Raw genomic sequence first — 23,471 nt, forward strand, 5'->3', positions numbered from 1 at the left:
AGCATCCGTAACTTCTACCTCGTATAGACCTACTTCCAAGGAATTAACATCCTCGAGATTACTTGTAAAGCCATTTGGACCTGTCCAAGCATAACTGTATGGAAGTATACCACCTGTATTTGTAAGGTCTATAAAACCATCGTCGCTATCTCTACATGTAATGTCACTAACCTCGAAGGTTGTAATTAGTCTATCTGGTTCATCTACACCAGTACTGTCTGTAATTGTACAGCCATTGGCATCTGTAACTTCTATCACGTAGGTATTCGGAGAAAGTAATACGATATCCTGGGTTTGTGCTACCGGTGATCCGTCAGCTGTCCAATCATAAGTATAAGGGAAAACTCCTCCCAGAACAGTTAAGTCTATCGTTGCGTTGTCATCACCAAAACATACTGAATTAGTAGGGACAAGTGCTACCGAAAGTTCTTCGGGTTGAGCGATTGTAAAGGTTTTGAAAGTTGTACATCCTTGAGCATCCGTAACAGATACATCATAATCTCCAGCTGCAAGACCGGTAACAGATTCAACATCTGTTTGACCACTCGACCAGTTAATTGTATATGGCGCAGTGGCTTGGGAGATGAAGAGGGTTGCTCCACCATCTGTTAAACCAAAACAACTTATATTTTGTGTAAGTACACTTATTTTAAAGTTTACACAAGGAGGTTCATTGATATAAATACTGTCTTCTTTCACACAAGAATTAGCATCGAGAATTTCAACAAAGTAGGTACCCGCAGATAAATTCGTTGCGGTTTGTGTGATTTGATTTGTTGGCGTCCAAGTATATGTATAACCAGGTGTACCACCGGCAGGATTTGCTGTTGCTTCACCATCCGTACCTCCTATGGTAGTTGCATTAATACTCGTTATTGTATTGGTAATGAGACTAGGTTGAAAAACATCAACACTTGCTAAGTCGATACATCCCAAATCATCAGTAACAGTAACAGTATAGGTACCTGCACTTAAATTTGTAGCGTTTGCTGTATTTTGAACAGGAACTGTATTCCACGTGTACGAATAGGGAGGAGTACCTCCTGTTACAAATGAGGTTGCCTCAGCATCTCCATCACCGTAACACTCTAAATTCGTATTACTTGCCGTTATTTGTAATCCAGAACAAGTAGGGTTGTTTACCACAACACTTCCAGTGGTAACACAACCATTGGCGTCCGTTACCGTAACTGTTGCAATTCCATAACATAAAGAGTCAGCCGTTAAATTAAAATCACCGTTTGACCAAACTTGTGTGTATGGAGCCGTACCACCTGATATTACCACAGTCGCAGTACCATCACAGGTTGTATCCGAACTTGTATTTGTACTTGAAATAGAAAGTTGTAATGCAGGTGGTTCTACCACTTGAATAGCACTTTCTACAGAACATCCTATAGAATCTGTAACGGTTACACTGTAAGTTCCTGAAGATACTATAATTGAGGGGGCTATAGAGCCTGTAGACCAAGCATATGAATAGGGTTGAATCCCTCCAGATACTCCTGCTTCTAGTGTGGTAGTTCCATCTAAACAAGCAATAGGAGCGTAGAAAGGATCTGCCATTATGGTGTCAGAAAAACGAATGACCACCGTATCGGAGGTGTTGGCACATCCGCCACCAGCACCTGTTGATTCTAAATATAATTCTACACTTCCAGCGGCAATTTCTGCTGCAGTGGGGCTGTATGTTGCTATAATTGAGGTGTTGCTCGGCGCAAACGATCCTGCTCCTCCAGACCAAAGTACGGAGGTGGTGTTCGCTGAACTTCCTTCTAAGAAAGCATCAGGATTTGTAGCACAGAGAATTTGATCCTCACCGGCGTCAACCGTTGGGGGTTGACTTTCGATAATAGAAACCGGTAAATTAAATGAGGGACATGTTGGGCTATTTAAACCGTCACTAATTCTTGCTGCATAAGATCCTTGTGCGTTAAAGAGGTAAGTAGAATCTGTAGCAAGGGTGTCGTTCATATCGTTTATCCAGTCTATAGTGTATTCACCAAAACCGCCAGAAACACTTGCAGTAACCAACACATCTCCACCTTCACAAATTTCTGCAGGGTTAGGGGAGTATGATGCTGCTAAAGCATCAAAGGTGTAGAGTCTAACAGTATCTATGGTTTCGTAAGAACCACATTCAAGAGATACCTGTTGTGTTCCTGTAATTACATAATCTATCCATTCGGGAGCTCCTGCTAAAGGTTCAAAGAAAGGACTATTACAGTCTAAACAACTCAAGTATGAATCATAAAGGGCTAAGTCAACTGCTCCATCTGAGGAATTTACAGCAGAAATAGTTATTGAATCCAATCCAAAAATATTTACAGGTAAGCTACATCCTACTCTTGTAGAATCATCATTGGGAAAAGTAGGTTTTAGTATTTGTCTTAAGAAAAAGGTGTTTTCATTGTTCCCTGGTTTACCATATCCAATTTTATAATTAGGTCCTTGTATATAGGGCGGAAGACAAACTGCCTGTCCGGCAGGAGCGGTGGTGTCACAAACACCAGCCACAATAGTATCACCACCATCAATAAAGTGATACACACCAGAACCCGAAGGATTGGCTCCGTCTTCAATACCAATCTCTACCGCAACAACATTGGGGTTTAATTTGGCATAAAAGGAAATGAAATTAATGTTAGATACCTCTCCACAACATTGTCCTGTCCTGACAATACTTGGTGAAACATATACACTGTCTGGATAATCAGAGAGGTCGACTGTTAAAAGTGGCACAGTAGCGTCACATTCTGGTAATGACTGAGCCATCACATTTAGGTTCAGCATTGCTGTTAACATCCCTAAAATATAGAAGAGACGAGGTCTAGCAACGGAACCTGTAAAAGGTTTCGTTCGTTTCATAGCAGTAAGTTTTATTGTATTATATACAAATCAAAAATGGACGTTGATCACTGTATGAAGATGGAAGGGAATTTTGTGTTTGTAGGGTTCAAAATTCGAAAAACCAGTGCCGTTTGTGTATAATCCAATTGTAAAAGTTACTTATAAGTTAAGTGAACTTTTTCAATTATCCAACAGAAATATCATGTTTTAAAACGGTGTAATTAGTTGGTCATAAGTGGTTTACCTATGTATTTAGTTCTTGCTTCCCGCATGAGTGTTAGTGTGTGTTTAACAAAACGATACATTTTTGTTAAATGAAAGACTTAGTATTGATTAAAAATAAATATTCAATTTGATGACGATATGAGCAAAATTGAAAGAAACAATTCAAATACAAAGAAGATTTAGTTCCTATTTGGGGTCGAAAATAGATACTCAAAATGAATTATTAAGCACAAAAAAAAGGAAGCTTATTCAGCCTCCTTTTTTATTTATTGTATCTCTATTTCTTTCTAAAGAAAATTCTAATCGGAACTCCTTCAAAGTCAAAGTTCTCTCTTAATTTATTTTCTAAGAATCTCTTGTAATCATCTCTAATGTATTGTGGTAAATTACAGAAGAATGCAAAAGCCGGCGCATGGGTTGGTAACTGGCTCACAAACTTAATCTTAATGAATTTACCTTTTACAGAGGGTGGAGGATTGTGTTCCATTACCTCTTGCATTACATCATTTAATACGGATGTAGGTATTTTACGAATTCTGTTTTCATATACTTCCATCGTTGTTTCCAAAGCTTTGTGTATACGTTGCTTTGTTAAGGCAGAAGTAAAGATGATAGGCACATTATTAAAAGGGGCCAATTGTTCTCTAATTTTTTCCTCAAATGCCTTGGTTGTCGTATGGTCTTTTTCAATTAAATCCCACTTGTTTACCAATACTACAACTCCTTTGTGGTTCTTCTCACAGATGTAGAAAATGTTCAAATCTTGTTTTTGAATCCCTTCTTCTGCATCAATCATGAATACACAAACATCAGAGTTTTCTATGGTTCTTATAGAACGTAAAACAGAATAATATTCAATGTCTTCGGTAACTTTCGCCTTCTTACGAATACCTGCAGTATCTATAATAACGAAATCAAATCCGTAGGCATTGTAACGCGTATTGATGGAGTCTCTTGTTGTTCCACTAATATTGGTAACAATGTTTCTATCCTCACCAATCAAAGCGTTAATCATAGAAGATTTCCCAACGTTTGGTCTACCTACGAAAGCAATTTTCGGTAAGTTTTCTTCTTCGTCGATGTCCTCGTCTTGTTCAAATTCTTTAACGATATCGTCTAATAGTTCTCCAGTACCAGAACCATTTACAGCGGATAGGTCATAAACATTTCCTAAACCAAGTCCCCAGAACTCTGAAGACAAACCAATTCTGTCTGTATTATCTACTTTATTAGCACCAATAAAGATTTTCTTATCCGTCTTACGCAAGATATTTACAACAGCATCATCTAAATCAGTGATACCTGTCATAACATCCACCATAAAAATAATAACGTTAGCCTCTTCTATGGCAATCTTTACTTGCTTTGCAATTTCATCTTCGAATATGTCGTCAGATCCTTGCACGTACCCCCCTGTATCAATTACAGAAAACTCTGTACCACACCATTCTCCACGACCATAAATTCTGTCTCGCGTAACACCGCTAACCTCTTTTACAATCGCCTTACGCGATTCAGTTAGTCGATTAAAAAGTGTAGATTTCCCAACGTTGGGTCTACCTACTATCGCAATAATGTTACTCATCTTAGTATCCGTATTTCTTTAATTTACCTTCAGAAGCTCTCCAATCTTTATCCACTTTAACAAAAGTTTCTAAGAATACTTTTTTCCCGATGAATGCTTCCAAATCTTTTCGTGCGTCTATACCTATGTATTTCAGCATGCGGCCTTGTTGACCAATAATTATCCCTTTCTGCGAGTCGCGTTCAACAATGATTACGGCTCTTATTTTTACGATGTGACCTTCGTCTTTGTAATCGGTAATTTCTACCTGACAAGCGTAAGGCACTTCTTTTTTCGTGTTTAAAAAGATCTTTTCTCTGATGATTTCAGAAACGAAAAAACGCATCGGTCTGTCAGAAATCTCATCCTTGTCAAAGTAAGGTGGGTTCTCGGGTAACAATTCCAACAAAATTTCCCAAACTGCATCTACGTTAAAGCCGTGTAAGGCAGAAATAGGTAAAACTCTAGCTTCTGGTAACTGTTCTTGCCAATATGCTAATCGCTCTGCTGCTTTCTCTTGATCTTTAATATCGATTTTATTCACCAAACAAAGTACAGGACATTTTAAGCGCTTAATTCTGTCCAAGGTCGCTTTGTGGTTCATTTCATCTTCAAAAATGTCGGTAATAAATAACAATACATCCGCATCCTTTAGAGAAGACTCCACGTAGCTCATCATGGCATCGTGTAACTTGTAGGCAGAGTTTACTACCCCTGGAGTATCTGAAAAAATGATTTGATAATCTTCTTCATTTACAATACCGTGAATTCTATGACGCGTTGTTTGCGCCTTTGAAGTTACAATGGATAATTTTTCCCCTACTAATCGGTTCATCAAGGTAGATTTACCAACGTTTGGACTCCCTACTATATTTACAAAACCTGCTTTGTGTGCCATAATTTCTAAAATCGAGTACAAAGAAACGGATTTTAATTCATTTAACATTAATTATTGCTGATGCCTGAGGTAACAAAGCGTAGTTTTTACAATTTCATTCCTCACTTCAATGAATTCAAATGAAAAAGGCTACCCATTGGATAGCCTTTTTGAAGTATGTTGTACGGTGTTTATTTACCGTGACATTGCTTGTATTTCTTACCACTTCCACATGGACAAGGTGCATTACGCTCTATCTTCTTTTCTGCTACTGCAGGTTGAGGTTTAGGAGCGCTTTGTCTTGCCGAGTTTGCCATTGCCTCGTCGTAACCTTGACTACCTTGGAATTGTTGAGGAGCTGTAGCTGTTTGGTTGCTTGCTTCTCTATCAATAGCCTTGGCTTTGTCGTAGTGATTCTCTGCTTGAACCCCTTGGTTAGAACTCTGAACTTGCTGTTGAACTGGAATAATCGCTTTCACTAAGAATTCAGTAGTTTCCTCATTCAATCTATTCATCATTGCCTTAAACAAGTTGAAAGATTCAATTTTGTAAATTACTAATGGATCTTTTTGCTCGTACTGTGCTTGACGTACAGCTACTTTCAAGTCATCCATTTCTCTCAAATGCTCTTTCCACTCGTTGTCTATCAATCCTAAAACAATTGCTTTTTCGTAGTTCTTGATGATAGACTTACAGTTTGTTTCTTTTGCTTCCTTAATCGTAGAGCTCACTTCCATTCCACGTCTTCCATCTGTAAATGGAACCTTGATGTGTCTGTCGTGATTCGCTGGATCTTGGAATAAGTTATCGATAGTTGGCATAATCATTTGTGCCAATTTCTCGTTTTTCTCTTCGTATTTTGTAAGTGCTTTGTCGTAAACTTCGTTGATCAAATCCTCCTTCTTCATAGAATCGAAAGCTTTCTCATCTACTGGAGATTGAATTCCAAGTGTACGCATCAAGTCTAATTCGAAATCTTTGAAAGAACCTGGTGCATTGTATTGGTTACAAATAGCCTCGGCCATATCGTAGAACATGTTAGCGATGTCTAAATCTAAACGGTCACCATATAAAGCATTTTTACGTTTCTTGTAAATCGCCTTACGTTGCGCGTTCATTACATCATCATATTCTAACAAATGCTTACGGTTACCAAAGTTGTTCTCTTCAACTTTTTTCTGCGCTCTTTCAATTGACTTAGAAATCATGTTGTGTGTAATCACTTCACCTTCTTCTAATCCCATTCTGTCCATTAAACGTGCAATACGCTCAGAACCGAACTTACGCATCAAATCGTCTTCTAAAGAAACAAAGAACTGAGATGAACCTGGATCTCCTTGACGTCCAGCACGACCTCTTAACTGTCTGTCAACACGTCTAGAATCATGACGTTCCGTACCAATAATCGCTAAACCACCTGCTTCTTTTACTCCAGCTTGTAATTTAATATCGGTACCCCTACCTGCCATGTTCGTTGCAATAGTAACTGCCTTTGGTCTACCTGCTTCAGCAACAATTTCAGATTCTCTCTGGTGCTGCTTGGCATTCAATACATTGTGTTGAATACCTTTCATCTGAAGCATTCTACTCAACAATTCAGAAATCTCTACCGTAGTAGTACCTACTAATACAGGTCTGTTTTGTTCCGTTAATCGTTGAACTTCTTCAATTACAGCATTGAATTTTTCACGCTGTGTTTTGTATACTAAATCGTTTTTGTCTTCTCTAGCAATCGGTCGGTTGGTTGGAATTACCACAACATCTAATTCGTAAATGTCCCAGAATTCTTTCGCTTCCGTTTCGGCTGTACCTGTCATACCCGATAACTTGTGGTACATTCTAAAGTAGTTCTGTAAAGAAACCGTAGCGTAAGTCTGTGTAGCCGCCTCAACTTTTACATTTTCTTTCGCTTCTATGGCTTGGTGTAATCCGTCAGAGTAACGTCTACCTTCCATAATACGACCTGTTGACTCATCAACAATCTTTACTTTACCTTCTTGAATTACGTATTCAACTTCTTTTTCGAATAAGGTGTACGCTTTCAATAATTGGTTAATAGAGTGGATACGCTCAGACTTGATAGAGTAATCTCTAATCAATTCATCTTTCTTCGCGCTTAACTCTTCTGCAGATAATCCAGCCTTTTCTAATTCTGCAATCTCAGAACCAATGTCTGGCAAAATGTAGAATTTAGGATCGTTGTTTCCAGAAATTAAGTCAATTCCTTTATCTGTTAAATCTATCGTGTTGTTTTTCTCATCAATAACAAAGTATAATTCATTATCGATAATTGGCATTTGCTTGTTTTGCTCTGCCATGTAGAAGTTCTCTGTCTTTTGCAAGTGCGCTTTCACACCTGGTTCAGATAAGAACTTAATCAATGCTTTATTCTTAGGTAAACCTCTGTAAGCTCTCAATAATTTTTTACCACCTTCTTCTAAAGCAATTTTTTGTGCTTTCTTGTCTTCAAGTGGAGAATTGATCACAGCTAATTCTTTCTTCGCTTCTGCAAAGATTTTGGTAATCAAAGCTTTTTGAGCACTCACCACCTTTTCTACCAAAGGTTTCAAAGCAACAAATTCTTGCTGGTCACCTCTTGGCGTAGGTCCAGAAATAATCAACGGAGTACGTGCATCATCAATTAATACACTATCCACCTCATCAATAATTGCGTAGTGGTGCTTTCCTTGTACAAGCGATCCTAAATCACTTGCCATGTTATCTCTTAGGTAATCGAAACCAAATTCGTTGTTGGTACCAAACGTAATGTTAGAACGGTACGCTTTTTTACGTGCTTCCGAATTCGGTTGGTGCTTGTCTATACAATCTACCGTTAAACCGTGGAATTGGTAAAGTGGTCCCATCCATTCCGAGTCACGTTTTGCTAAGTAGTCATTCACCGTTACAACGTGAACTCCTTTTCCAGCCAAGGCGTTTAAGTAAACGGGCAATGTTGCTACCAAAGTTTTACCTTCACCGGTTTGCATCTCAGAAATGTTTCCGTTGTGCAACACAGCTCCACCCATCAACTGTACGTCGTAGTGTACCATGTTCCATTCCACTTCAGATCCTGCAGCTGTCCATTTGTTGGCCCAAATTGCTTTGTCACCATCTATGGTAATACCGTCGCTTTTCAATGAAAGCTCTCTGTCTAAGTCTGTAGCCGTTACAACCAGCTGCTTGTTTACAGACCATCTTCTTGCTGTTTCCTTAATGGTGGCAAAGGCGTCTGGTAAAATATCTTTTAAAACTTCTTCTATCTTCTTGTCTATCTCTCCAGATAAGTTGTCAATTCTTTCAAAAAGGCTTTCCTTATCTATTACAGATGTTGCAGGGTCGTTCGCTTTTTTATCTAAACCGGCCACTTCATTTTCCAATTCGGCAGTTGCCTTAGCAATTTGCTCCTGAAAAGAAATGGTTCTAGCTCTTAATTCATCATCACTGATAGATGATAGCGTAACGAAAATCTCGTTTGTTTTATCGATAATAGGCTGATAGTCTTTTCTGTCTTTCACAGATTTATCACCTAATAGTTTTTTTAATATTCCTCCAAGCATGATGGCTTCGTATTTTTTATTGTCGTTCCAAAAATAGTGTTTTGTTAAAATTTAGAACGTCCTTTTGTTTTTTAATTCGTTTCACTCGTCTTGTCACAAACCATTCCAGTTCCATTTGGGTGACACTCTGTCACTTTTGTTACCAAAAATCAAAGTGCGGCGTCAGTTTGAGAAGTGAAGGGTGACGGTTGTCTGACAAAATCGCGGTGCAAGTTGTCGGTATTAAAACTTTGCGAACAGAAAGTTCATAAATTGATAATAGGTAAAAAGTGGTTGTGGGCGCTCGAGCGGGCTATTCGCTATAGTTCTCACCCGAATAAATTCGGGCTGTGGGCTGCCGCTGCTATCCCTAGCGCAAAAGACAAAAAAAATCCCGATTCATCAAGAACCGGGAAATATCTTTGCTAATATTCGTCCTCGTTAAAGAAGAAGTCTTCTTTGGTCGGATAATCAGGCCAAATATCTTCAATGCTTTCGTAAATCTCACCTTCGTCTTCAATAGCCTGTAGGTTTTCTACAACCTCTAAAGGAGCTCCAGTTCTAATTGCGAAATCAATTAATTCATCCTTTGCTGCTGGCCACGGGGCATCTTCTAAGTAAGAAGCAAGTTCTAGAGTCCAATACATATCTTAAGTTTTAAAAGTCTATAATTTCGGCAAAAGTAAATTTTATTTCTATAAATCCAAATTTTAGCTTACATACTTGCCTTTTTTCTATCTACGGAAGAATTACATTCTTGGTTTCCAAGGAATTTCTTTGGCATTTAAATCCTTGGTCAACTTACGCGATAATACAAATAAATAATCGCTTAATCTATTTAAATATTGTATCACTAATGGAGAAACTTCTGCTTCTTCGGCTAACGCTATGGTGTTACGTTCGGCTCTTCTACATACACAACGAGCAATGTGGGTATGTGAAACGGTAGTATGACCACCCGGTAAAATAAAAGAACGCATAGGTTCAAGTTCTTCATCCATTTTATCCATGGCTTCTTCCAAGAATGTGATGTCCTTCTCTTCCAATTCAGGAAGTTTCATTTTAGAATTCGGAACAGAAGCTAAAATAGAACCTATCGTAAAAAGTCTGTCTTGTATTTCTATAAGCTGATTATAGTATTCTTCTTTAATTTCCTGATCGCGAATAATTCCAACAAAAGAGTTTAATTCATCCACTGTCCCGTAAGCTTCAATGCGTAAATCGTATTTCTTTACTCTTACTCCACCTATCAAAGAAGTTTCTCCTTTATCTCCTGTTTTAGTATATACTTTCATCTATTTCTTTTTCAATATAAAATGTTCTTTTTCTTGGTTTTTTCTCAAGGCAACTACACCCATGCGGAAAAAATCTATGCTCAAATGATAATCATTTTTTTTGATTATTTGTTGCCAGGCATCAAACATATCTTCACTCCAGCGAATATCGTCTATTACAATCAAGCTTTCGTTGTGCAGGTTCTTTTGCAATTTTTCAAGGAGTTCAAACAAAGCCTCAGAGCGATGATCACCGTCTATAAATACTAAATCGTAACGTTGATTATCTCCATCTAAATATTGAGAGAATGGTGCACAATGTAAGGTGCATTTATCCTCTACTTTTAAAGTTTTAAGATTTTCCTTGGCTTTGGTGTGTAGGTTTTTGCATCCTTCAATACTTGTTACTTGTTCAAGGGTGCTGATCTGACTCAAATAGGCTGTGCCCAACCCTAGGTTTGTACCCAATTCCAAAACCTGTTTAGCTTTAATATGTTCTCCTAGTTGAAAAAGCAATTTGCCATAGGAGGGTGTGGTACGTGCTCGTTTTGCAATAGTTTTTAAACGTTCTGTGCTCGAATTTCCTTTTTTAGATCCAGCGCCATAGGGTGTAATTTTTAACACTGTATTATTCTTTAACAAGGATTTCTCAAGCTTCTTAAAACGTTGTGAAAAATCATTAGAAAAGTTAAAACGGAAGCTTTCGTCTTGCAAACGATAGACGTAGGGTGAATGTACACCGTGTCTTCTTTTGGCGCGAAAACGATATTTTATAAATTCAATTGCTATATTCACAGTTTCGGAAAAGGACGAAATTACAGAATTTATAGCTATCTAATCCAATGATTGATTTAGAAAAAAGTATAGAAAAACAGCGCGAAGAAGTCTTTAGTAAGCACCCAGAAGTTAAGTTGCACAGCGTGTGTAAACTCAATGATGGAGTAATTAAACACAATAAAATTGAACGTAATTACTTTAAAACGGTGTATGCAGATACAGATTTGAAAACTGCGGTTTTTATCCCAGCCTCGGGTTCGGGTTCGCGTATGTTTCAATTCTTATACGACTTTTTAAGTTCTCCTTCACAAGAAGATAGAGGTAGGGTAGAACGTTTTTTTTCAAACCTGAAAAAGTTTGCCTTTTTTGAATTGTTGCCTTTCGACCTGAAAAAGCGTATTGCTAAATACGATTATGAAGTAGAAGAAATCATTGAGTTTATTTTAGAAAATGAGGGATTGAATTTGGGAAGTTTACCCAAAGGTCTTATTCCTTTTCATCGCAACGGTAGATTTATTTTAAATGCTTTTCAAGAGCAAGTACTACAAGCTATACGTTTAAAAGAAGATGAATTACATTTTCATTTCACGATCAATAAGAACTTTGAAGAACAAATCACTACGAGTTTATTAAGTGTACAGCATTTAACAGGGCTCAATTTAAATGTTACTTTTTCAGAACAATCTCCATCTACAAACGCTGTTGCATTTAATAGTAATGGTACGGTGGTGAAAACAGACGAAGGAGAGATTTTGACCAGACCATCGGGACATGGTGCCTTATTACAGAATTTAAATGGACTGCAAGAAGATTTAATTTTTGTGAAGAACATAGACAATGTTCAACATGAGAATTTATCAGAAACAAGCGTGGATAGTTTACGTTACATGGCCGGACTCCTATTAGAGTTCAAAAAGGACATGCAAGAGGCGTTGAAATCAAATACACCAAAAATTGCCTTAGCCAAATTGAACCAGGAATATCAATTCGCTCCTTTGGATGAGGATTTTGAAGCTTTTGAAGAGGAAGAGTTATTGGCATTTATGAATAGACCTATGCGCGTTTGTGGTATGGTTCGAAATGAAGGTCAACCAGGTGGAGGACCATTTTGGGTGGAAGATGAAAAGGGTGTTTCTAAACAAATTGTAGAGAAGGCTCAAATTAGCCCGAAAGGTGACCAGTACAATAAAATGGTGCAATCTCAATACTTTAATCCGGTATTAATGGTGCTGAATCCTCAAGATTTGGCGGGGAATAAGTTAGACTTAGATCAGTACGTAGACAAGGATAAGTATTTTGTAGTCGACAAAGCTTACAAAGGAGTAGATATAAAATTTAGAGAAAACCCTGGTCTGTGGAACGGAGGAATGGCCAATTGGAATACGCTGTTTGTTGAAGTTCCATCGGAAAGTTTTAGTCCTGTAAAAACGGTATTAGATTTATTAGACCCCTCTCACTTAGATAAGTAAAATCATACGAAAATATTGAATTGAAGGAGGTGTTGTTGAAGCACCTCTTTTTTTATGTTTAAAAGTGATTTCAGTAATAAATTGACAACAATTATTGAGGTACGATGTTTACTTTTACTTTAGATTACATGAAGTAGGTAAATAATGAGATTTATCAGACGAAAAAGATTGAACAAAAAAGAAGGAGAAAATATGCTCAACTGGAACGATGTAATAAAGTATGCTAATCATGGAGCGCCAGCACCAGAAAAGCGTGTAGAGAAGAGTGAGGAAGAGTGGCGTGAGCTTTTGGATGCTGAAACCTTTCGAATAACAAGGCAACATGGAACAGAAGCACCACACTCAGGAGCTTTGTGTAAGGCGCATGATCCAGGGAAGTATACCTGTGTTTGTTGTGATACGATATTGTTTGATTCCAATATAAAGTTTGAATCTGGGACAGGTTGGCCAAGCTTTACACAGCCGTACAAGGAGAACGCTGTGGCGTATAAGAAAGATGTTTCTTATGGTATGGTGCGCGTAGAAATTTTGTGCAACACATGTGATTCGCATTTGGGGCATGTTTTTCCAGATGGACCAGCGCCAAGTGGGTTAAGGTACTGTGTGAATTCAGCAAGTATACGTTTATTAAAAGAAGAAGAAAATAATGGGTAATATGCAATTGGCCACTTTTGGTGGTGGATGTTTTTGGTGTGTGGAAACACTTATGCGTAGGTTAAAAGGTGTTGACGAAGTAATTTCAGGTTATACTGGGGGGATTGCACCAGGAAAACCTACCTACAGAGAAGTGTGTTCAGGTTTAACAGGGCATGCTGAAGTAGTTCAAGTTCGTTTTGATGCTGACATCATTTCATACAGAGAATTGTTGCAGATATTTATGACAAGTCATGACCCGACTACATTGAACCGTCAAGGAGCAGATGTAGGAACGCAATATAGATCTTGCATTTTTTATCACGATGCTGCTCAGAAGGAGGTAGCAACTGAAGTGTTGCAAGAAATGAATGAGGTATATGACGATGCAGTAACCACAACATTAGAGGAAATGCGTGTTTTTTATGATGCTGAGGATTATCATCAAGATTACTTCAATAATAACGGAGAACAAAGTTATTGTCAGGCTGTAATCTCTCCAAAATTGGCGAAGTTTAGAAAAATGTATGCGGATAAATTAAAAGAAGAATAAGCATGGCAAACAAAATTATCCACGATAAAGAAGCATGTAAGTTTGTCTTGAAGGTAAACGACGGAGGAGAAGCATTCATTGATTATAAGGAAAAAGATGGTCTTTTACATTTGGTGTATTCTGAAGTTCCGAAAGTATACAGAGGGAAGGGGATAGGTAAGGAATTAGTGCTGAAATCTTTTGAATTGCTCACCAAAGAAGGCTACAATGCAAAAGCTGTTTGTGGGTATATAAAAGCCGTAAAACAAAGAAGTGAAAAGTGGCAAGATATAATCGAATAATTTTTTATCTTTCTTGAATCCAAAACCTATTTATGAAAATTTTAGCCTTTGCCGGTAGTAACAGTAAAAATTCAATTAATAAAGCCTTAGTCACCCATGTTTCCACCTATTTTAAAGGATGCGATCTTCATTATTTAGACTTGAATGAATTTAGCCTTCCTATGTACGGTATAGATCATGAAAGAGAAAAAGGTATACCCAATGCTGCTTACAGTTTTATCAATACATTTAAAAAGTGCGATTTAATTCTCTTGTCTCTGGCAGAACATAATGGAGCCTACACAGCGGCATTTAAAAATATTTTAGATTGGTGTTCAAGAATTCCAGGTGAAACTGTATTTCAAGAGAAACCTATGTTTTTAATGTCTACCTCACCGGGTGCTAGGGGAGCCAAGGGTGTTTTAGAACTTGGAGCCAATCGTTTTCCTAGACATGGAGCAAAAGTTTTAGCAACCTTAAGTCTCCCAAAGTTTAAAGAAAATTTTGAACGAGGAAAAGGGATAGTAAACCTTGAATTTAGGCAGCAATTTGAAGAAACAGCAAAAGAGGTTTTTGAAAAAATAAAGGAGGATTAGTATACTCTTTTTTTAGGTCTGTATTTTATTGCTTATTCCCACAGTTTATAATTGCTTTTTAGGAATCAACGAATCCTGTTGAACAGAGGTGTTGAAGTGGGGGATTTTTTTCCTTTTTATTAAAAACAAAATTCTATATTTGCCCAATTAGATAAATGGTGAATGATTATGGCTACAAAATCAGCTTCAGCTCCAAAGAAAACTACACGTAAAAGTGCTGCGAAAAATCAGCTAAAGTTTTCTAAAGAACAATACATAAAATGGTACAAGGATATGCTTCTCATGCGTAAATTCGAAGAGAAAGCAGGTCAATTATATATACAGCAAAAATTTGGTGGATTCTGTCACCTTTATATCGGTCAGGAAGCTGTAGTTGCAGGAACTGTTTCTGGTTCTCGTCCAACAGATAAGCACATGACGGCATATAGAGATCACGCCCACCCAATTGGATTAGGTACTGATCCTCGTGTTTTAATGGCAGAACTTTACGGAAGATCTACAGGATGTTCTAAAGGTAAAGGTGGTTCTATGCACTTCTTTGATAAAGAGAAAAACTTTATGGGAGGTCACGGAATCGTTGGTGCACAAATTCCTATGGGAGCAGGTGTTGCTTTTGCTGAGAAGTACAACGAGACAGATAACTGTGTATTCGTTTCTATGGGAGACGGTGCAGTTCGTCAAGGTGCCTTGCACGAGACGTTTAACATGGCAATGAACTGGAAGTTACCAGTAATTTTCATTATCGAAAATAACAACTACGCCATGGGTACTTCTGTAGAGAGAACTACAAATGTTACTGATCTATCAAAAATTGGTGATTCTTACGAAATGCCTTCTCAATCTGTAAATGGTATGTCACCAGAAGCAGTGCATGAAGCAGTTGAAGAAGCAGCAACAAGAGCTAGAAATGGAGAAGGACCAACTTTGTTAGATATCCGTACATACAGATATAAAGGTCACTCTATGTCAGACCCTCAGAAATACAGAACGAAAGAAGAGGTTGCTGAGTACCAAGCACAAGATCCTGTTGAGCACTGTTTACAAGTGATTAAGGACAATAAGTTCTTGACAGAAGAAGAAATTAAAGAAATTCAAGACTGGGTAAAGAAAGAAGTGCAAGAGTCTATTGACTTCGCTGAAAACTCTCCATACCCAGAAGGGAAAGAGTTATACGAAGACGTATACATGCAAGAAGATTACCCTTATATTAAAGAATACTAAAAAACATTAGAATAAAATGGCTGAAGTAATTTTAATGCCGAAGTTGTCTGATACTATGACTGAAGGAGTAGTAGCAGAATGGCATGTAAAAGTAGGAGAAGAAGTTAGTTCTGGAGACTTGTTAGCGGAAATTGAGACGGACAAGGCTACCATGGAATTCGAATCTTTCTACGATGGTGTGTTATTGCACATCGGTGTAGAAAAAGGAGCTACAGCACCTGTAAATGACGTTTTAGCGATCATAGGTGAGAAGGGAGAGAATGTTGAGGAGATTTTAGCAAATGCAGGTTCTCAAGCGCCAGCAGCAGCTCCAGCAGAAGAAGAGAAGAAAGAGGAAGCTCCAGCAGCGGCACCTGCCCCAGCAGCAGAAAAGCCTGCGCCGGCAGCAACTCCAGCTCCACAGCCAGCAGCAGCTCCAGTTGCAAGTCCAAACGGAGATAGAATTTTTGCTTCTCCATTGGCAAAGAAATTAGCAGAAGAAAAAGGAATAGATATCGCCTTGGTTAAGGGGACAGGTGAAAACGGACGTATCGTTAAGAGAGACGTTGAGCACTACGTACCTTATGTACCGGCAGCAGGAAGCGCAGCTCCAACAAGAACTGCAGTTGTAGGTCAGGAGTCTTACACAGATGAGAATGTATCTCAAATGCGTAAAACAATTGCAAGAAGATTAGCGGAGAGCAAGTTTACAGCACCTCATTTCTACATCACTATGGATATAGATATGGACAACGCTATTGCTTCTCGAAAAGCAATCAATTCTCAAGAAGGAGTGAAGGTTTCTTTTAACGATATGGTAATCAAAGCGGTTTCTATGTCATTAAGAAAACACCCAGCAATCAATTCTGCTTGGATGGGAGACTTCATCCGTAGAAATGAGCATATTCACATTGGTGTTGCTGTAGCGGTTGATGAAGGATTGTTAGTTCCAGTTATCCGTTTTGCAGATTCTAAAGGAATGAGCGAAATTGGAGCTGAAGTGAAGCAATTAGCACAAGCTGCAAAAGACAAAAAATTACAACCGAAAGACTGGGAAGGAAATACATTTACAATTTCTAATTTGGGAATGTTTGGTGTAGAAGAATTTACAGCAATTGTTAACCCACCAGATAGCTGTATTTTAGCGATTGGAGGTATCAAACAAGTTCCAGTTGTTAAGGATGGAGCGGTAGTACCAGGAAACGTTATGAAAGTAACTTTATCATGTGATCACAGAGTGGTTGATGGAGCTTCTGGAGCAGCGTTCTTGAATACGTTCAAACAATATATGGAGAATCCAGTAATGATGTTGGTGTAAGCACTAACATTATTAAAAACATATTAAACGCCGTTTGCATTTTTGTAAGCGGCGTTTTTTTTTTATGTCTGCCTGAAACGGATATGAAAGTTTCTTTTTGTCATTTAATAGCTTAGAAATGAAGGGATAACTTCATTTTTTTAGAGCGATGGAAATTAAAGGTTGATAAAACGCTTTATGTAACCACTTACACCGTAAATAGGGAGCTTTGGAATCATTCAATTTTTTTCACGACAATTCACAATTAAAACTTTGAATATAATTAATCGAATGCTACATTTGTAGTAAGTCATATTTTATGCAAGATATAAAGCTTATCATACAAGAAATCCAGAAAAGAGGAGAGGCATTGAAGTCAGAATTGGCCAAAATGCAAAGTGATAATGCGTCTTTGCAAGATAAGGTAGCTTTACTTACACGTAATTTGGAAACCAAACAAAGTGAAGTAAAGGACCTAACATCTCAAATAGATCATTTAAATGTAGCTTTAAAAGAGAGTGAAGCAAAAGCAAACTCCGCGCAGGTAAATGATGAAGAAATTGACTTTTTAGTAAGGGAAATTGACGATTGTATAAATCGTTTGAAGCAATAGATAGAATGAGCAAGTTGTCTATAAAAGTTGTAGTCGCTGGAAGAAATTATCCACTTACCATCAATGAAGGTGAGGAGGAGAAAATCAAGGCTGCTGCAGAAAAGATTAACAGTAGCATTAAAATGTTACAAGACAACTACGCCGTAAAAGATATGCAAGATTTACTTGCAATGACCGCATTACAATTAGCGACCAAAGTAGAAAATGGGGAGAAATCAGCATCTGATATAGATAAAAAGGAGCTGATGACCTTGTTGAATGATTTGGCGGATGTACTAGCGTAAATTGCAGTATTCATATATAATAGTTTCCCACAGGTGTCAGCACATGGCTGTACGCGGTGGGATTTTTTTTTAATATAAATTATGGAAATAATAATAGGAATAGTAATAGGAGTTGTAGCCGGAGCGTTAGTCGCTTTTGTGGTGCAAAATGTACTCCTTAAAAAGAGGAAGGAACAAATCCTCAAAGAGGCAGAAACGGAAGGTGAAGCCCTTAAAAAAGACAAAATCTTACAGGCGAAAGAGAAGTTCTTAAACTTGAAAGAGAATCATGAAAAAATGATTAAAGACAGAGAGCGTAAATTGCAATCTGCTGAAGATAGAACCAAGAATAAAGAGAAAAATTTATCAAAGAAAACTGAAGAGGTTAACCGTAAAGAAAAAGCTTTAAATGCTCAGCAAAAGACCTTAGAAGATAAGATCAATACCGTTGAGTTGAAGAATGAGGAGTTAGAGAAATTGCAGCAAAAAAGAGTGTTGGAATTATCTCGTATTTCTGGAATGCAACCAGAAGATGCTAAAAAGCAGATGATGGAAGCGATCAAAGATGAGGCGCGTACAGATGCTATGGCCTACATCAAGGACATTACGGATGAAGCTAAGTTAAATGCAAATAGAGAAGCGAAGAAAATCGTTATTCAATCTATTCAGCGTGTAGCAACAGAGCAAGCAATTGAGAATTCAGTATCTGTTTTCAACATTGATTCTGATGAGGTAAAAGGACGTATCATCGGTAGAGAAGGTCGTAACATTAGAGCTTTAGAAGCAGCTACGGGAGTAGAAATTATTGTAGATGATACTCCCGAAGCGATTATCCTATCTTGTTTCGATCCAGTAAGAAGAGAAATAGCACGTTTATCACTTCACCAATTGGTTTCTGATGGACGTATTCACCCTGCTCGTATTGAAGAGGTGGTTGCTAAAACGAAGAAATCATTAGAAGAGGAAATCGCTGAAACAGGTAGAAGAACTTGTATCGATTTAGGAATTCACGGTTTACACCCTGAGTTAACAAGAGCAGTAGGTAGAATGAAGTATCGTTCTTCTTACGGACAAAACTTATTGCAACACTCGAGAGAGGTAGCTAACCTTTGTGCAGTTATGGCAGCAGAGCTTGGTTTAAATGTGAAGTTGGCGAAAAGAGCAGGATTGTTACACGATATAGGAAAAGTTCCAGACGAGGAGCCAGAATTACCACACGCAGTGTTAGGTATGAAGTGGGCAGAGAAGTATGGAGAGAAACCAGATGTATGCAACGCAATTGGAGCTCACCACGACGAAGTAGAGATGAAGTCATTAATCGCTCCTATCGTTCAGGTATGTGATGCTGTTTCTGGTGCAAGACCAGGTGCACGTCGTGAAATCGTTGAAAGCTACATCAAGCGAATCAAAGACCTTGAAAGCTTAGCGTTGTCTTACGATGGTGTTACAAATGCCTACGCGATCCAAGCAGGTAGAGAATTGAGAGTAATGGTTGAGAGTGAAAAGGTAACTGACTTAAAAGCAGATGAATTATCATTTACTATTTCTCAAAAGATTCAAACAGAAATGACTTACCCTGGTCAGGTTAAAGTAACCGTGATCAGAGAAAAGAGATCTGTGAACTACGCAAAATAGAAAACAAAAGTCACTTAATAGAAGCCCTTTTACTGTATGTAAGAGGGCTTTTTTTATTTACCTATTTTCGTTTTTTGAAAAGAAGAAGTAGAGTAGGCTACTTTCTATAATAAACCTATCTTTGCAGCCGTTAAGAGGAAGAATGTTAAAACGAATCAATTTAAAATCAGAACTGGTAAAATCAGTTGTGCTACTCACTTCAGGAACAGTCTTGGCGCAATTGATCAATATGCTTTTAACTCCGGTTATCACGCGTTTGTTCTCCCCTGATGAATTAGGAGAGTTAGGATATTTTGTGAGGTGGGCAACTTTTGTATCCTCTGTCGCTTCTGCGCGTTATGAATTAGCAATATCCTTACCCAAGTCTCACGCCCATGGTTTTCAAATATTTAGGATTGCTCTACAGATAAGTAGTTTGACGCTTTTATTAGTCCTTGTTGGCGGAGGAACGTATTACTTGTTCTCAGGCATGGATGGTTACACACTGTTTTTTGTAGTTTCCTTGGTATTGGCTTGTTTTGGTATCATATTTAGAATGATAGGTACTAATTGGGCGATTAAAACCAAATCATTTAAAAGAATTTCTGCTTCGAAAATTACAGAAGCTTTAGGCGTTACAGGTTTCAAGATCTTTGCAGGGTTAATGAATTGGGGAGTTGTAGGCCTAATTATAGCTACTGTGCTTGGAATATTTGCATCGGCAATATTATTTGTTATTAACTTTTTTAAGGAGAGAAAAAATCCTGATTATAAATCAAGTAAGGCCAAACGATTTGTGTTGATGAGAGAATATGTGGATTTTCCAAAAGTTAACTTACCGCATATTATTATTGATACGGGTAAGGATTTACTTATGGCATATCTAATTGTTGAATTGTTCGATAAAGCGACTTTTGGTTCTTATGATCATTCTTTTAGAATGTTAAGGGTTCCGTTGATGTTTATTGGAGCTTCTATTGGTCAAGTTTTTTTCCAAAGAGCATCTGAGAGTTTTGCAGCCAAAAAAGAAATATACCCCCTATTAAAAAGGACGACTATTTTACTAACCTTATTGTCACTTGTTCCGTTTGGGTTAGTGTTCGTCTTTGGTGAGCAAATGTTCTTTTGGGTGTTTGGTGAAGAATGGGGGGAGAGTGGTAAAATTGCAGAAGCAATTGCACCTTGGTTAATGATCAATTTCATAGCGTCTCCAATTTCTACCATACCCTTAGTTATAAAAAAACAGGCAACGTTTTTCTGGTTAGGATTAGGAGCCTCTTTAATTCAATTAATAGGGTTTGGGTTGTTACCATTTATAAGTGTGTTTAATAATTATTTAGAATATTTCAATGTGGTAGGCTGGAGTATGGCTGTGTTCCTGCTTTTTACCGTAATTTATAAATTGAAATTAGTGAAAGAAGCAGATGTTAGGAATAATGCGTGAGGGAAGTAAGTCTGAGTTGAAACAAATTTGGAAAATAGAGTATTTGTTTATATTCACAATGCTTAGTGTTTTGGTGGGTTCAAAAATGTTTGGTATCTCTTTACCTGGATTCACACTTAACTTAAGCATGATACTGTTGTTTATTTGCTTTTTTATTTTCTTTAAAAAGGTAGGTTTCAATAAAAAGGTAATGTTATATGGGGCTCCAATTGTTGTTTTAGCATTGTATAGCTGTTTGCAATTGTTTTATGTAGAAGGGGTTACATTAGCCATTGTAGAAGTAAGGTCTTTACTTATGATGGCACTAACCGTGGTTGTGGCACTGTATGCTCGCGTTTATTTTCAAAAACGATTGCTTTACGTTCTATTGTCAAAAGTGTTTTGGACACTCTTTATCATGCTTACACTTTTTGGGTTGTTTGAATATTTTACTGGTATTCATATTTGGGCTACAGGAATAGATACAATTTTAGATTTTAAGATTTCAGATTTCACCTTTGCACCACGTTTTATCTGGGGGAATCCAAACAACTTTATTACAGCATTTCTTGTTGTAAGTGCGGGAATTGTTTTAGTAGATACTCGCTTAAAACAAAACGTTTTCAAGCAGTTTCTAATTTTAATCGGACTTTTCTTTTTCAGTGATATCGCTCAATCAAAGTTCGGAATTATTTCTTCGGTTGTATATACCTTTTATTTGTTTTATTTAAACAAGGAATTACTTATAGATAAGTTAAGAAGTAATAAGCTAACCTTGATAATAGCGATGGCTATGACACTAGGAATTGTGCTGAATGCTAATTGGTTTTTAGGACCCAAGTTTGGAGAAAGTAGAGATTACTTTTTGAATGAGGTTCTTATTGTAAATGATAGTACTGGGAATTACGAGTACATAAATAAAAAGAAACTCAATGAAGATAATCGTGAATTGATGATTAAGCGATTAAAATTCGCCAAAACTAAAAGGTCTTTAGGTAGTACTGAGCTCCGCGTTCATTTAATTAAAAATGGATTGCAATATTATTTAGAAGAACCGATTTTTGGAATTGGTCCTGGGCAATATCAATACAAAACTAGAACTGGGCAAAACAAATATTATGTTGGTTCATTGCAAGGTTCACATCATTTTGTTATGGATATAATTTCTCAATACGGATTGATAGGGATTTCCTTCCTATTGATTTATACTTTTTGGATAGTTAAATTTATGTTCAATGGAATTACCTGGGATAGGAGAATGGCAAGTTTAATATCCTTAATCTTCATCTTTTGCGCAAGTAATTTACCCAGTAAATTTTCAAGTTATGAATATGCGTATTTAGCTATTGCGATTATTACCTTAGTGGCATTCAAACCAAATTTAGAATTGGATGAAAATAGGCTTTAATGGACTTCCTCTTTTTACCAAAGAATTAACACAGAAACTAAAAAGTTTTGACCTTAAGAATAAGTATGTTTTCTACAATACCTATGAGGAACTAAAGTCAAAGATTCGGTTAATGTTAAGTGTATCTACGTTAGATGGTTTTGTTTCATTTAAAGGAGTTAGTGAGAATAGTAAAAGTTTAGATCTTATACTTAAAAAGAATGTGCCATTAATCATGTATTGGCATGGTACAGATGTAAGTCTAGCGATTGAAAGAGCTAAAAAAGGAACAATCAATTGGAAGTATATTAAATGTGCAGAACATTATTCTGATGCGCCTTGGTTGATTGAAGAATTAAACTCTATTGGTGTGAAAGCACATTGTCTTCCTTTTAAATCTATTGGTCCGGCACAAGAGGCCAATGTTTATGATTATAAGAGTATTAAGGTCTTAAGTTATATTGGTCATGGACGGGAAGTGTTTTACGGAATCAAAGAAGTATTTAAATTGGCTTCTGATTATCCAGATGTTGAGTTTACCATAGTGGGGACTAAAAACAAATTTCCTGAAGCTCCGTCAAATGTCACTTTCTTGGGTTGGGTAATAGCTAATAAAATGGAACAACTCATGAAAACTCATGCTGTTTTATTGCGTTTAACGGAACATGATGGAAATGCTCAAATGATTATGGAGGCGAAAGCTATGGGAATGGAATGTATCTGGACGCAACCCGATGATGATGTGATTTACTGGAAGGGTGAAAAAAACTTGAATCTTTGTTTGAAAGAGGCTTTTAAAAGGGTTGAGGAGCGTGATGGAAAATCAAATGTTACCCTGGCTGAAAAAAGTATTAAATCTTACAATTCACGCCATGTAATCATCAATTTTATAGAAACTTTAAAGAAAAATTTTGACAAGTAAAAAACACATTGTAATCATAAGTATTTGGTTTTATCCGCTTAACAGAGTAGCAGTGAACCGTATTAATTCATTTGTGAAATACTTGAATAAGGATAAATATGACATAAGTGTTGTAACTCTTTTGCAAGATGACTCTCC

The 23,471-nt window shown here is 37.3% G+C and carries 20 protein-coding genes; 13 read left to right on the forward strand and 7 right to left on the reverse strand.

Annotation, left to right across the window (positions count from 1 at the left end; all coding sequences use genetic code 11):
* The 7 genes from AC22ZQ_RS02520 to AC22ZQ_RS02550 form a co-directional block, all read right to left on the reverse strand.
* Window positions 1-2,868, reverse strand: a 2,868-nt coding sequence (locus AC22ZQ_RS02520; protein WP_318956996.1) for a SprB repeat-containing protein, incomplete at its 3' end; no start/stop codon positions are given.
* 484 nt (window positions 2,869-3,352) lie between these two features.
* The gene (der, locus tag AC22ZQ_RS02525) at window positions 3,353-4,660 is read right to left on the reverse strand and encodes a ribosome biogenesis GTPase Der (RefSeq protein ID WP_318956997.1); all 1,308 of its coding nucleotides are present in this window, start codon (window positions 4,658-4,660) and stop codon (window positions 3,353-3,355) included.
* Window position 4,661: 1 nt separating this feature from the next.
* Window positions 4,662-5,537, reverse strand: a complete 876-nt coding sequence (gene era / locus AC22ZQ_RS02530; protein ID WP_090249956.1) for a GTPase Era — start codon at window positions 5,535-5,537, stop codon at window positions 4,662-4,664.
* Between the two features lie 170 nt (window positions 5,538-5,707).
* Window positions 5,708-9,073 carry a preprotein translocase subunit SecA gene (gene secA / locus AC22ZQ_RS02535; RefSeq protein WP_318956998.1) on the reverse strand — a complete coding sequence of 1,122 codons (3,366 nt, stop codon included), beginning with the start codon at window positions 9,071-9,073 and terminating at the stop codon, window positions 5,708-5,710.
* Between the two features lie 404 nt (window positions 9,074-9,477).
* The gene (locus AC22ZQ_RS02540; protein WP_090249729.1) at window positions 9,478-9,699 is read right to left on the reverse strand and encodes a DUF2795 domain-containing protein; all 222 of its coding nucleotides are present in this window, start codon (window positions 9,697-9,699) and stop codon (window positions 9,478-9,480) included.
* 102 nt (window positions 9,700-9,801) lie between these two features.
* Window positions 9,802-10,347 carry a cob(I)yrinic acid a,c-diamide adenosyltransferase gene (locus tag AC22ZQ_RS02545; protein ID WP_318956999.1) on the reverse strand — a complete coding sequence of 182 codons (546 nt, stop codon included), beginning with the start codon at window positions 10,345-10,347 and terminating at the stop codon, window positions 9,802-9,804.
* Window positions 10,348-11,121: an O-methyltransferase gene (locus AC22ZQ_RS02550; RefSeq protein ID WP_318957000.1), complete on the reverse strand. Its 774-nt coding sequence runs from the start codon at window positions 11,119-11,121 to the stop codon at window positions 10,348-10,350.
* A 47-nt stretch (window positions 11,122-11,168) separates the two neighbouring features.
* Here AC22ZQ_RS02550 and AC22ZQ_RS02555 point away from each other — a divergent pair, with 47 nt between their 5' ends.
* From AC22ZQ_RS02555 to AC22ZQ_RS02615, 13 genes are all read left to right on the forward strand, one after another.
* Entirely contained in the window at window positions 11,169-12,572 is a 1,404-nt protein-coding gene (locus AC22ZQ_RS02555; protein ID WP_318957001.1) for a DUF4301 family protein, read from the forward strand.
* A 192-nt stretch (window positions 12,573-12,764) separates the two neighbouring features.
* Window positions 12,765-13,226: a peptide-methionine (R)-S-oxide reductase MsrB gene (gene msrB, locus AC22ZQ_RS02560; RefSeq protein ID WP_318957013.1), complete on the forward strand. Its 462-nt coding sequence runs from the start codon at window positions 12,765-12,767 to the stop codon at window positions 13,224-13,226.
* Complete coding sequence (gene msrA / locus AC22ZQ_RS02565) at window positions 13,219-13,758, forward strand: peptide-methionine (S)-S-oxide reductase MsrA (RefSeq protein ID WP_318957002.1); 540 nt, start codon at window positions 13,219-13,221, stop codon at window positions 13,756-13,758. The genes msrB and msrA overlap by 8 nt, the downstream gene beginning before the upstream one ends.
* A 2-nt stretch (window positions 13,759-13,760) precedes the next feature.
* Complete coding sequence (locus AC22ZQ_RS02570) at window positions 13,761-14,039, forward strand: GNAT family N-acetyltransferase (RefSeq protein ID WP_318957003.1); 279 nt, start codon at window positions 13,761-13,763, stop codon at window positions 14,037-14,039.
* A 32-nt stretch (window positions 14,040-14,071) separates the two neighbouring features.
* Window positions 14,072-14,614 carry an NADPH-dependent FMN reductase gene (locus tag AC22ZQ_RS02575; protein WP_318957004.1) on the forward strand — a complete coding sequence of 181 codons (543 nt, stop codon included), beginning with the start codon at window positions 14,072-14,074 and terminating at the stop codon, window positions 14,612-14,614.
* A 168-nt stretch (window positions 14,615-14,782) separates the two neighbouring features.
* Window positions 14,783-15,835: a pyruvate dehydrogenase (acetyl-transferring) E1 component subunit alpha gene (gene pdhA / locus AC22ZQ_RS02580; protein ID WP_318957005.1), complete on the forward strand. Its 1,053-nt coding sequence runs from the start codon at window positions 14,783-14,785 to the stop codon at window positions 15,833-15,835.
* Between the two features lie 16 nt (window positions 15,836-15,851).
* Entirely contained in the window at window positions 15,852-17,132 is a 1,281-nt protein-coding gene (locus AC22ZQ_RS02585; protein ID WP_318957006.1) for a pyruvate dehydrogenase complex dihydrolipoamide acetyltransferase, read from the forward strand.
* Between the two features lie 298 nt (window positions 17,133-17,430).
* On the forward strand, window positions 17,431-17,724 hold the full coding sequence (locus tag AC22ZQ_RS02590; RefSeq protein WP_318957007.1) for a hypothetical protein: 294 nt from the start codon (window positions 17,431-17,433) through the stop codon (window positions 17,722-17,724).
* Between the two features lie 5 nt (window positions 17,725-17,729).
* Complete coding sequence (locus tag AC22ZQ_RS02595; RefSeq protein ID WP_318957008.1) at window positions 17,730-18,008, forward strand: cell division protein ZapA; 279 nt, start codon at window positions 17,730-17,732, stop codon at window positions 18,006-18,008.
* A gap of 81 nt (window positions 18,009-18,089) precedes the next feature.
* Window positions 18,090-19,622: a ribonuclease Y gene (gene rny, locus AC22ZQ_RS02600; RefSeq protein WP_318957009.1), complete on the forward strand. Its 1,533-nt coding sequence runs from the start codon at window positions 18,090-18,092 to the stop codon at window positions 19,620-19,622.
* Between the two features lie 142 nt (window positions 19,623-19,764).
* Complete coding sequence (locus AC22ZQ_RS02605) at window positions 19,765-21,045, forward strand: lipopolysaccharide biosynthesis protein (protein ID WP_318957010.1); 1,281 nt, start codon at window positions 19,765-19,767, stop codon at window positions 21,043-21,045.
* Window positions 21,026-22,432, forward strand: a complete 1,407-nt coding sequence (locus AC22ZQ_RS02610; protein ID WP_318957011.1) for an O-antigen ligase family protein — start codon at window positions 21,026-21,028, stop codon at window positions 22,430-22,432. The genes AC22ZQ_RS02605 and AC22ZQ_RS02610 overlap by 20 nt, the downstream gene beginning before the upstream one ends.
* On the forward strand, window positions 22,416-23,333 hold the full coding sequence (locus tag AC22ZQ_RS02615) for a glycosyltransferase family protein (RefSeq protein ID WP_318957012.1): 918 nt from the start codon (window positions 22,416-22,418) through the stop codon (window positions 23,331-23,333). Before AC22ZQ_RS02610 ends, AC22ZQ_RS02615 begins: the two co-directional genes overlap by 17 nt.
* Window positions 23,334-23,471: the final 138 nt, after the last annotated feature.

This window comes from Lishizhenia sp. (assembly GCF_057456495.1).